Here is a 10387-nt window from a genome sequence, read left to right on the forward strand (position 1 = left end):
GGGGGAAGGGGAAAGGGAAACCCTTTGAAAAGGGCTTTCCCTTTCCCCTTCCCCCGGCCCCCCATCCCCTTTCCCTTCCTAAACTTTTTATGCTGCTTCGCGGGGTGGGGGTTGAGAAAAACTGTTCAATGAAGCATGACACTAATAAGATGAGCGAAAACCACCGCGCTCGCACGGCCCCGCCGGAGGCGCGACAAAAAGTTTAGGAGGGTCCGGGAACCCTTTTCAAAGGGTTCCCGGCCGTCGGAGACGCCCCGCCGGCGAGGCGCCGCCGGAGGCACTCATCCCCCTGGAGACAGTATGGCTGACAAGAAAGATCAGAACGACATTCCCGATCTCGGGGAACTGCGGGATTCCATCGACGAGCTGGACAAGCGGATCGTGGACCTGCTGAACAAGCGGGCCGAAGTCTCCCTGAGCGTCGGCCGGTACAAGGCGGCCAAGGGCGAGGCCATCTACAAGCCGTTCCGCGAGCAGGAAGTCATGGACAAAATCGCCAACTCCTCGCCCGGCCCGCTGCCGGACAAGCACCTGCGAACCATCTACCGCGAGATCATGAGCTCGTCGCGCCATCTGCAGCGGCCCGAGCGCGTGGTCTACCTCGGCCCGGAGGGCACCTTTTCCTATTTCGCGGCCATCGAGCACATGGGCTCGTCCGCCTCGCTGACGCCCAAGTCCAATTTCGAAGAGATATTCCGGGCCGTGGCCGAGGAAGGGGCCGAGCTGGGGGTCATCCCGCTGGAGAACTCCATCGAGGGCACGGTCGGCCAGGTGGTGGACCTGTTCATGAAGTACAAGGTCTACATCCAGGCCGAGGTCTTCAGCCGCATCAGCCATTGCCTCATTTCGCGCGCCGACAAGGTGGACGACGTGGAGGTCATCTACTCCCACCCGCAGCCGCTGGGCCAGTGCCGCGAATGGCTGCACTCCCACCTGCGCGACGTGCCGACCATCCCCATGGAGTCCACGGCCGAGGCAGCCGAGGTGGTGGCGAACAAGAAGGCCGCCGCCGTGATCGGCCACCGCAAGCTGGCGGACATGCACGGCATGAACGTGCTGGCCGAATCCATCGAGGACCTGCCGGACAACTGGACCCGCTTCGTGATCATCGGCGCGTCCCCGTCCCAGGAGGACAGGCGCGACAAGACCTCGATCCTGTTCACCACGCCCAACCGGCCGGGCGCGCTGGCCCGGGTGCTGACCACCCTGGCCCACCAGGGCATCAACGTGACCAAGCTCGAATCCCGTCCCTTCCGGGGCGAAAAGTGGAAATACGTCTTTTTCGCCGACCTGGCCTGCGACCTGGGCGGCGGCCGGTACGAGGACGTGCTGGAAGACATCCGCCACCAATGCCTGACGCTGCGCGTGCTCGGCACCTACCCCACCCAGGAGGAACTGCAATGACCAAGGACCCGATCATCATCAACGCCCCGGCCAGCAAATCCCTGTCCCACCGCACCCTGATCGCGGCCGCCCTGGCCAAGGGCGTGTCCGAGATCACCTCGGCGCTGGACTCCGACGACATCACCCGCACCCGGGGCTGCCTGACCGCCTGCGGCGCGTCCATCGTGGAGAAGGACGGCATGCTCGTGGTCACGGGCATGGAGGACGGGCCCAAGGGGGGCAATGCGGACGGCAAGCACAAGGACGAGGCCCCGCACGAACTGTTCATGCACGAGTCCGGGACCACCTGCCGGTTGCTGACCGCCGTGGCCGCAGCGGGCAAGGGCACCTTCCGGGTGCACGGCGCGCCGCGCATGCACGAGCGGCCCATGGCCGAGCTGACCAACGCCCTGTCCGGACTGGGGACCGAATTCGCCTTCGAGGGCGAGCCGGGCTTCCTCCCCTTCGTCATGACCGCCAAGGGGTTCAAGGGCAAGGAGGTGGAGATCACCCTGGAGGAGAGCAGCCAGTACCTGTCCGGCCTGCTCCTGGGTGCGCCCATGGCCGACCATGCGGTCACCATCAGCGTGACCGGCAAGAAGGCCGTGTCCTGGCCCTACGCGGCCCTGACGCTGCGGATCATGGAAGACTTCAAGGCGGGCTTCTCCGTGGAGGTCCGCGAGGGGCGCGACTGGAAGGCCGTGCCCTGGCGCTCCATAAAGAGCGTGACCCCCGGCAAGGTCCGGTTCATCGTCCAGCCCACCGGCTACCAGAATACCGGCTACAGGGTCGAGGGCGACTGGTCCAACGCCAGCTATTTCCTGGCCGCCGGGGCCGTGGGCGAGCGCCCGGTGCTGCTCAAGGGGCTGGCCGCCGACTCGCTCCAGGGCGACCGGGCGATCATGGACATCCTCAGCCAGATGGGGGCGTCCATCAAGGTCAATTTCGACGGCATCCTGGTGGAGCCGGGCAGGCTGCGCGGCATCGAGGTGGATATGGGCCGCTGCCCGGACCTGGTGCCCACCGTGTCCGCCGTGGCCGCCTTCGCGGCCACCCCGACGACCATCACGAACGTGGCCCATCTGCGCATCAAGGAGACCGACCGGCTGGCCGCCTGCGCCACGGAAGTGGCCCGCACCGGCTGCGAGACCGAGACCACCGAAGACTCGCTGGTCATCCGGCCCAGCGCCCTGCCGCGCGGCCGCGAGGTGGCGTTCAGGACCTACAACGACCACCGCATGGCCATGTCCATGTCGCTGTTCGAACTCGCCGGAATCAAGGTCTCCCTTGACAATCCGGGCTGCGTCGGCAAATCATTCCCGGGCTTCTTCGAAGAGTGGAAGAAGATCACCGGCTAACCCCGAACGAACCGGAAACCATGACACAGGGAATCGACCACATCACCATCGTGGGTGCGAGCGGGCAGATGGGCAGCCGTTTCTCGGCGGACTTCGCCGGGCTCGGCCTGACCGTCTCCGGGCTGGGCAGCAGGTCCTCGGACGAGGACGTGCGCGCCGCGCTGTCCGGCTGCGACCTGCTCCTGCTCAGCGTGCCGGTCACGGCCATGGACGCCGTGCTCGACCGCGTGTCGCCCCACCTGGAAGCGCCGACCATCCTGTGCGACGTGGGCTCGGTGAAGGTCATGCCCGTCAAGGCCATGCTCAAGCGCTACGAAGGGCCGGTGGTCGGCACCCACCCCCTGTTCGGCGCGGTCATCCCCGAGGGGTTCGAGCCCAAGGTAGCGGTCATGCCCGGCCGCGAGCGGGACGCGGACGCGGCCGCGCTGGTCGCCGACCTGTTCACCCGCTGCGGCTACACCTGCTTCGACTCCACCCCCTCGGACCACGACCGGGCCATGGCCTACATCCAGGGGCTGAACTACACCTCCACCGTGGCCTTCCTGGCCGCCGCCCGCGACGTGGACGGCATCAAGGAGTTCGTCACCCCGTCCTTCAAGCGCAGGCTCGACGCGGCGGCCAAGATGCTGACCCAGGACACGGAGCTGTTCGAAATCATCTCCGAATCCAACCCCTTTTTGCAGGAAGTCAGCCGCAAGTTCATGTCCTACCTCAGCCTGGCCGCCGGCGGCGATCTCGACCTGCTGGCCGACCGGGCCCAGTGGTGGTGGCGTAACGACGAATCATATTAATGGGGTGCGGCGATCTCGCCAGGCACACGATTACACCAGTAACCGAAGCCGCACCCCGACCCTGGGTGCGGCTTCATTTTTTCAAGGAGAATTCAGATGAACGGTACGTGAAGGAAATCGGAAAACCGCAAGAAGATCAAGGGATGGCAGGTCATACCCCGGCCATATAATTAATCGAGCACTTTTAAAGCCAGCGTTGCGCGCCCGGGTTCACGCCCCGCATGCAGACGCTGTGAAGGATAGACAATGCAGAAAATCACCCTCACGCAGCACGGCAAATGGTTGCCTGCCGACGTGCAGACCACCATCTCCCTGTACATGGGACTGGTGGGCGACCAACCCGGCATCCTCCTGGAATCCGCCGAGGTGGACGGGCGGCTCGGCCGCTACTCCCTCATCGCCTTCGACTACCGGCTCCTGCTCCACCCCGTGGACGGCAAGCTGGTGGTAGACGTCAAGGACGACCGCCTGGCCCCGCTCAAGGAGCTGGAGGGCATGGACTACCTCCCCGGCCTGAAGGCGGTCCTCAAGAATCTGACCATCAAACAGGAGACCACGGGCGGCAACCCCCGGGACGGGCTGCCCGGCCTGACGCGCGGCCTGTACGGCTACTTCGGCTACGGCACGGCGGGCATGTTCGAGCGCAAGCTCAAGGACGTGTGCAAGCCCGAGGACGCCGAAGCGTGCCTGATCCTGCCCGGCCAGCTGGTCCTCTTCGACCACCTGCGCCACTCCTGCTGCTACCTGAGCCTGGACGAAGGCGCAACTCCCCGGCCCGCCCCGGTCCAGTGGGGCGCCGACCTGAACGCCCCGGAAGCGGGCGCTCCCATGGTCTTCCCCGGCAAGGAGGCGCACATGGCCACGGTGGAACGCTGCAAGGAGCTCATCAGTGAGGGCGAGTGCATCCAGGTGGTCCCGTCCATCCGCTTCTCGGTGCCCCTGTCCGACGAGCCGTTCAAGATCTACCGCAGGCTCCGGCAGGCCAACCCGTCGCCGTTCCTGTTCTACATGAAATTCCCGGACAGCCCGACCATGGGCAAGACCCGCAACACCACCCTGCTCGGCTCCTCCCCCGAGATGATGGCCCGCAGCGCGGCGGGCCAGCTGGAAGTCCGGCCCATCGCCGGAACGCGGTGGCGCGGCGACACCGAAGAGGAAGACAACCGGCTCGAAGCCGACCTGCTGGCCGATCCCAAGGAGCGGGCCGAGCACGTCATGCTCGTGGACCTCGGCCGCAACGATCTGGGCCGCATCTCCAAGCCCGGCACCGTGACCGTGGAGAAGTTCATGAACGTGGAGCGGTTCTCCCACGTCATGCACCTGACCTCCTACGTCCGGGGCGAGCTCAAGGACGGGCTGGACGCCATCGACGTGCTCCAGGCCACCTTCCCGGCGGGCACCCTGTCCGGCGCGCCCAAGATCCGGGCCATGGAGATCATCGCCGAGGTGGAGCCCCAGGAACGCGGCCCCTACGGCGGCTGCATCGGCTGGCTGGGCCTGGACGACGACGTGGTCTCTCTGGACACCGGCATCACCATCCGCTCCATGTGGATCCGCGACGGCCAGTGCCACTGGCAGGCCGGCGGCGGCATCGTCTACGACTCCGATCCCGAAGCGGAATGGAACGAATGCAACAACAAGGCCCGCGTGATCCTCGAAGTCATCACCGGCAAGGGAGGCACCGATGTTTTTGCTGATCGATAATTTCGACTCCTTCACCTTCAATCTGGTGCAGGCCTTCCAGCAACTCGGGGCCGACCCGGTGGTCATCCGCAACGACCGCGAGGAGGTCCTGGAACTGGCCGCGAGCGGCAAGCTGTCGCGCGTCTGCCTCTCGCCCGGCCCGAGCAACCCGCAGAACGCGGGCTTCTGCCTGGAGTTCCTGGCCCGGCTGCCCAAGGAGGTCCCGGTGCTCGGCGTCTGCCTGGGCCACCAGACCCTGGGGCACTTCGCGGGCGCGCCGGTCGAGCGCGCCGAGCGGATCATGCACGGCAAGACCTCCGAGGTCTTCCACGAGGGCCAGAGCGTGTTCAAGGGGCTGCCCTCGCCGTTCACGGTCTGCCGCTACCACTCGCTCATCGTCCCGGCCGAAAAGGCCGCCGACAGGATCGAGGTCACGGCCCGCACCGGCCAGGGCGAGGTCATGGGGCTGCAGTACAAGGACCGCCCGTGGCACGGCGTGCAGTTCCACCCGGAATCCATCCTCACCCCGGAAGGCCCCAAGCTTCTGCAAAACTTCCTGAACATCAAAGGATAAGATCATGACCATATCCGAAATACTCGACATTCTGGCCCAGCGGAAAGCCCTGAGCGACGACCAGGCCGACTTCATGTTCGCCGAGCTCATGGACGGCAAGATGACCGAGGCCCAGGCCGGGGCCTTCCTCATGGGGCTGCGCGCCAAGGGCGAGGACTCCACGGACCTGGCCGCGGGCGTGCGCGCGGTCATCTCCCACGCGCGCAAGATTCCCGGCTTCGAGGGCAACCGCCCCGAGCCGGTCATCGACACCTGCGGCACGGGCGGCGACGGCCAGTGCTCCTTCAACTGCTCCACGGCCGTGTCCCTGTTCCTGGCGGACATGGGCTACACCATCGCCAAGCACGGCAACCGCGCCCTGTCCTCCTCCTGCGGCTCGGCCGACGCCCTGGAGGCCCTGGGCATCCCCCTGGACCAGACCCCGGAGGAGGCCGCGGCTGGGCTTGAGAAGTACCACTTCGCCTTCCTGTTCGCGCCCGCCTACCACCCGGCCTTCAAGTACATCATGCCCGTGCGCCAGCAGCTCGGCATCCGCACCCTGTTCAACTTCATGGGCCCGCTGACCAACCCGGCCCGGCCCTCGCACCAGCTGCTCGGCGTGGGCGATCAGGAGCGCCTCTTCCTCATGGGCGAGACCCTGCTCCTGACCGGCGTGAAGCGCGCGCTCATCTTCGCGGGGGCGGGCGGCTTCGACGAACTGACCACCTGGGGCGTGAACCGGGGCTACATCATCGACGACGGCCGCATGGACAAGGCCGTGGTCGATCCCGCATCCCTGGGCTTCCCGCGCCACGCGGCCGAGGACGTGCGCGTGAACGGCAAGGAGGACGCCGTGGCCAAGCTCAGGGACATCCTGGCGGGCAAGGGCCCGGCCCCCATGATGGACATGGTGGCCCTCAATCTGGCAGGTTGCCTCAATCTGCTGGACAAGGGCACCATGGCGGAATGCGCCGACATCGCCCGCGACGTGGTAAACAAAGGACTGACCAAAGGACTTCCCTATGTTGGATAAATTCAGAGAGGCCAAGCAGCTCGAGATCGAGTCGCTGCACAAGAACTTCATGGAGGGCCATCTTCCGGCCGCCTACCAGGGGGCGCGACCTTCGTTCGTCGAGGCCATCCGGGCCAAGGGACCGGGGGCGATCATCGCCGAATTCAAGCCCGCCAGCCCGAGCCGTGGAAGGCTGGGCGAGAACCTGAACCCCCTCGACTTCGCCGACATCTATGCGCGGAACGGGGCAGCGGCCATCTCCGTGCTGACCGAGCACAAGTACTTCAAAGGCACCCCGGACTTCCTGTTCATGATGAGCGGGCCGGGCGTCCCCCTGCTACGCAAGGACTTCATCTTCGACCCGCTCCAGGTGGCCATGACCGCGTCCAGCCCGGCCTCGGCCGTGCTGCTTATCGCCCGCATGTGCGACGACGCCGAGCACCTCAGGCAACTCATCGACATCGCCCGCATGCCCGGCCTGGCCCCGGTGGTCGAGATCTTCGACCAGGCGGACCTGGACCGCGCCCGCGAGGCCGGAGCCGACATCATCCAGGTCAACAACCGCGACCTGGACACCCTGGTCACCACCCTCGACCAGGGCCGCCGCTTCATCAAACAGAAGCGCGACGGCGAGCTGTGGATCTGCGCCAGCGGCGTGGAGACCCGCGCCCAGGTCGAGGAAATGGCGGGCCTCGGGTTCGATGCCGTCCTCATCGGCACCTCGCTGATGCTGGCCGACGATCCGGGCGCCAAGCTGGCCGAACTGGCCGGGGTCAAATAGGATGCCCCGCCCCCTGGTCAAGGTCTGCGGCATGACCCGCATGCGGGACGTGGAGCTCTGCGTCGAGCTCGGCGTGGACCTGCTCGGCTTCATCTTCCACCCCAAGAGCCCGCGCTGCGCGGACCCGGACTTCGTGGCCTCGGTCAAGACCGGCAAGGTCTCCAAGGTCGGGGTCTTCGTCAACCAGACCGCCGAAGAGGTCATCGAGACCATGGACCGCTGCGGACTGCACGCGGCCCAGCTGCACGGCGGCCAGGACGTGGACTTCTGCTGGAAGATCGGCCCCGACCGGGTCATCCGGGCCTTCTGGCCCGACACCTACCCCTCGGCCCAGGCCCTGCTGCGGGACCTCGAGAACTACGCCGAGACCTGCGGCCACTTCCTCCTGGATGCGGGGACCAAAGGCCAGGGCGGCACCGGCAAATCCATTGATCTTGCCATACTGCAACATATTGAAATACAAACACCTTGGTTCCTTGCGGGCGGCCTCGGGCCGGACAACATCCGCGAGGCCCTGTCCGTGAATCCCTCCGGGCTGGACATCAATTCCGGCGTGGAAAAGGCCCCGGGCATCAAGGACGAGACCAAACTGCGGGAAGTCTTCCGGATTCTCGCGGAAATGGAATAAGGATTTATCATGAAAAAAGGATACTTCGGCGATTTCGGCGGGCAGTTCATCCCCGAGCTGCTCATGCCGCCGCTCATCGAGCTCGAAGAGGCCATGAAGACCATCCTCCCCACCGAGGAGTTTCAGACCCGCTTCACCGACATGCTCAAGGAAAACGTGGGCCGTCCGTCGGCCATCACCTACTGCCCGAACCTGTCCAAGGACCTCGGCCTGGACCTCTGGCTCAAGCGCGAGGACCTCAACCACTCGGGCGCGCACAAGATCAACAACACCCTGGGCCAGGGACTGCTGGCCAAGATGATGGGCAAGGAAGTGCTCCTGGCCGAGACCGGCGCGGGCATGCACGGCGTGGCCACCGCGGTCGCCGCCGCCATGCTCGACATGAAGGCCGTCATCTACATGGGCGCCACCGACGTGGTCCGCCAGGCCCCCAACGTGGGCCGCATGCGCCTCATGGGCGCGGAGATCGTGGCCGTGGAGTCGGGCACCAAGACCCTCAAGGACGCCATCAACGCGGCGCTCAGGCGCTGGCTGTCCGACCAGGAGACCACCCACTACTGCTTCGGCACCGCCGCCGGGCCGCACCCCTTCCCCACCCTGGTCCGCGAGTTCCAGCAGATCATCTCCAAGGAGGCGCGCGAACAGTTCATGGCCCGCAACGACGGCAACCTGCCCGACGTGGTCGTGGCCTGCGTGGGCGGCGGTTCCAACGCCATCGGCATGTTCCACCACTTCGTCCCGGACGAGTCCGTGAAGATCGTGGGCGTCGAGGCCGCCGGAACCGGCGAGCCGGGCTGCTACAGCTCCGCGCCCATCGACCACGGCACCGACGGCGTGCTGCACGGCATGCTGACCAAGCTGCTCCAGACCGAGGACGGCCAGATCGAGCCCTCGCACTCCATCGCCCCCGGCCTGGACTACCCCGGCGTGGGCCCGGAACACGCCCACTTGGATGCCATCGGCCGCGTGGACTACACGACCATCAACGATTCCCAGGCCATCAACGCCTTCAAGACCCTCTCCCGGCGCGAAGGCATCATCCCGGCCCTGGAATCGTCCCATGCCGTGGCCTACGCCATCGAGAACCGGGAGCAGCTGCAAGGCAAGTCCGTGCTCGTCTGCCTGTCCGGACGCGGCGACAAGGATCTGGGGATACTCGACCAGATTCTGTAAAGAATGCCTCCGGCGGCGCCTCGCCGGCGAGGCGTCTCCGACGGCCTAAGAACCTTTTGAAAAAGGTTCTTAGGAATCTCCAAAACTTTTTATGTGCGCTTCACGCAAGAGGGGCGCACAGATAAGGTGAGCGATATGAATAAAATGCAAGTGAAGATAGAAGAGGCTCGGGCCAAAGGGAAGGTCGGGCTCATTCCGTTCCTGCCCGCCGGGTTTCCGGACCGCGAGCGGTTCTGGAAGGAATTGGAGGAGCTCGACGCGGCGGGCGCGTCCGTCATCGAGATCGGCATGCCCTTCTCCGACCCCGTGGCCGACGGCCCGGTGGTCGAAAAGGCGTCCCTCAAATGCCTGGAGGACGGCATCAACCTGACCTGGATCCTGACCGAGCTCAAGAAACGCAAGGGCCGGTTCAAGGCCGCCCTGCTGCTCATGGGCTACCTCAACCCGGTCTACCAGTACGGCCTGGACAAGTTCGGCGCGGACTGCGAGGCCGCCGGAGTCTCCGGTCTGATCATCGCGGACATGCCGCTGGAGGAGTCGCAGTTCGTCAAGGATGCCGTGGAGCCGCACAACGTGGCCCTCGTCCCCCTCATCGGCCTGAACACCACCAAGGAACGCATGAAGCGCTATGCCGACGGCGCCCAAGGGTTCTGCTACTTCGTGTCCGTGCTCGGCACCACCGGCCAGCGCGAATCCCTGCCCGCGCGCATCAAGGAGAAACTGGCCGAGGCCCAGGAAGTCTTCGACATCCCCGTCGCGCTCGGCTTCGGCATCAAACACCCGGACCAGCTCAAGGAGTTCGAAGGCCTCATGGACGCCGCCGTGTTCGGCTCCGCCCTCATCTCCCACATAGAATCCGGCCACTCCAGCGACTCCTTCATGGAGCCGTGGAAGTAGCGCCTCCGGCGGCCGGGGGAAGGGGAGAAGGGAACCCTTTGAGAAAAGGGTTCCCTGTGCAACCGGAAACATGGGTAACAGTTCTGCCCGGGTACATGGGTAACACTTTTATTGTTCGTCCACCGGTT

The 10387-nt window shown here is 65.7% G+C and carries 11 protein-coding genes; all 11 read left to right on the top strand.

Going from position 1 to position 10387, the window contains the following annotated elements; all coding sequences use genetic code 11:
* Window positions 1-206: hypothetical protein (locus AB6M95_RS18600; RefSeq protein ID WP_371388246.1), on the top strand; the 206-nt coding region annotated here is incomplete at its 5' end.
* Between the two features lie 94 nt (window positions 207-300).
* Window positions 301-1404 carry a prephenate dehydratase gene (pheA, locus tag AB6M95_RS18605; protein ID WP_371388247.1) on the top strand — a complete coding sequence of 368 codons (1104 nt, stop codon included), beginning with the start codon at window positions 301-303 and terminating at the stop codon, window positions 1402-1404.
* Window positions 1401-2741 (top strand): 3-phosphoshikimate 1-carboxyvinyltransferase, encoded by a 1341-nt coding sequence (gene aroA / locus AB6M95_RS18610; protein ID WP_371388248.1) that lies wholly within the window; start codon window positions 1401-1403, stop codon window positions 2739-2741. Before pheA ends, aroA begins: the two co-directional genes overlap by 4 nt.
* Window positions 2742-2761: 20 nt before the next feature.
* Entirely contained in the window at window positions 2762-3532 is a 771-nt protein-coding gene (locus AB6M95_RS18615) for a prephenate dehydrogenase/arogenate dehydrogenase family protein (protein ID WP_371388249.1), read from the top strand.
* Window positions 3533-3778: 246 nt separating this feature from the next.
* The gene (locus AB6M95_RS18620) at window positions 3779-5236 is read left to right on the top strand and encodes an anthranilate synthase component I family protein (protein WP_371388250.1); all 1458 of its coding nucleotides are present in this window, start codon (window positions 3779-3781) and stop codon (window positions 5234-5236) included.
* The gene (locus tag AB6M95_RS18625; RefSeq protein ID WP_371388251.1) at window positions 5217-5789 is read left to right on the top strand and encodes an anthranilate synthase component II; all 573 of its coding nucleotides are present in this window, start codon (window positions 5217-5219) and stop codon (window positions 5787-5789) included. Before AB6M95_RS18620 ends, AB6M95_RS18625 begins: the two co-directional genes overlap by 20 nt.
* Before the next feature lie 4 nt (window positions 5790-5793).
* On the top strand, window positions 5794-6801 hold the full coding sequence (gene trpD, locus AB6M95_RS18630) for an anthranilate phosphoribosyltransferase (RefSeq protein WP_371388252.1): 1008 nt from the start codon (window positions 5794-5796) through the stop codon (window positions 6799-6801).
* Complete coding sequence (locus AB6M95_RS18635) at window positions 6791-7561, top strand: indole-3-glycerol phosphate synthase TrpC (protein WP_371388253.1); 771 nt, start codon at window positions 6791-6793, stop codon at window positions 7559-7561. Before trpD ends, AB6M95_RS18635 begins: the two co-directional genes overlap by 11 nt.
* A 1-nt stretch (window position 7562) precedes the next feature.
* Window positions 7563-8189 carry a phosphoribosylanthranilate isomerase gene (locus AB6M95_RS18640; RefSeq protein ID WP_371388254.1) on the top strand — a complete coding sequence of 209 codons (627 nt, stop codon included), beginning with the start codon at window positions 7563-7565 and terminating at the stop codon, window positions 8187-8189.
* A 9-nt stretch (window positions 8190-8198) separates the two neighbouring features.
* Complete coding sequence (gene trpB, locus AB6M95_RS18645) at window positions 8199-9362, top strand: tryptophan synthase subunit beta (protein ID WP_371388255.1); 1164 nt, start codon at window positions 8199-8201, stop codon at window positions 9360-9362.
* A gap of 135 nt (window positions 9363-9497) precedes the next feature.
* Window positions 9498-10259 carry a tryptophan synthase subunit alpha gene (gene trpA / locus AB6M95_RS18650; RefSeq protein ID WP_371388256.1) on the top strand — a complete coding sequence of 254 codons (762 nt, stop codon included), beginning with the start codon at window positions 9498-9500 and terminating at the stop codon, window positions 10257-10259.
* The last annotated feature ends 128 nt before the right edge of the window (window positions 10260-10387 follow it).

The sequence above is a fragment of the Pseudodesulfovibrio karagichevae genome (assembly GCF_041414475.1).
GTDB classification, from domain to species: Bacteria; Desulfobacterota; Desulfovibrionia; order Desulfovibrionales; family Desulfovibrionaceae; genus Pseudodesulfovibrio; species Pseudodesulfovibrio karagichevae.

Excerpts from the sequence above, each read along its gene's own strand:
- AB6M95_RS18635 (WP_371388253.1), top strand. The coding sequence starts at position 6,791 with ATGTTGGATAAATTCAGAGAGGCCAAGCAGCTCGAGATCGAGTCGCTG.
- AB6M95_RS18620 (WP_371388250.1), top strand. The coding sequence starts at position 3,779 with ATGCAGAAAATCACCCTCACGCAGCACGGCAAATGGTTGCCTGCCGAC.
- aroA (WP_371388248.1), top strand. The coding sequence starts at position 1,401 with ATGACCAAGGACCCGATCATCATCAACGCCCCGGCCAGCAAATCCCTG.
- pheA (WP_371388247.1), top strand. The coding sequence starts at position 301 with ATGGCTGACAAGAAAGATCAGAACGACATTCCCGATCTCGGGGAACTG.
- trpB (WP_371388255.1), top strand. The coding sequence starts at position 8,199 with ATGAAAAAAGGATACTTCGGCGATTTCGGCGGGCAGTTCATCCCCGAG.
- AB6M95_RS18615 (WP_371388249.1), top strand. The coding sequence starts at position 2,762 with ATGACACAGGGAATCGACCACATCACCATCGTGGGTGCGAGCGGGCAG.
- AB6M95_RS18625 (WP_371388251.1), top strand. The coding sequence starts at position 5,217 with ATGTTTTTGCTGATCGATAATTTCGACTCCTTCACCTTCAATCTGGTG.
- AB6M95_RS18640 (WP_371388254.1), top strand. The coding sequence starts at position 7,563 with ATGCCCCGCCCCCTGGTCAAGGTCTGCGGCATGACCCGCATGCGGGAC.
- trpD (WP_371388252.1), top strand. The coding sequence starts at position 5,794 with ATGACCATATCCGAAATACTCGACATTCTGGCCCAGCGGAAAGCCCTG.
- trpA (WP_371388256.1), top strand. The coding sequence starts at position 9,498 with ATGAATAAAATGCAAGTGAAGATAGAAGAGGCTCGGGCCAAAGGGAAG.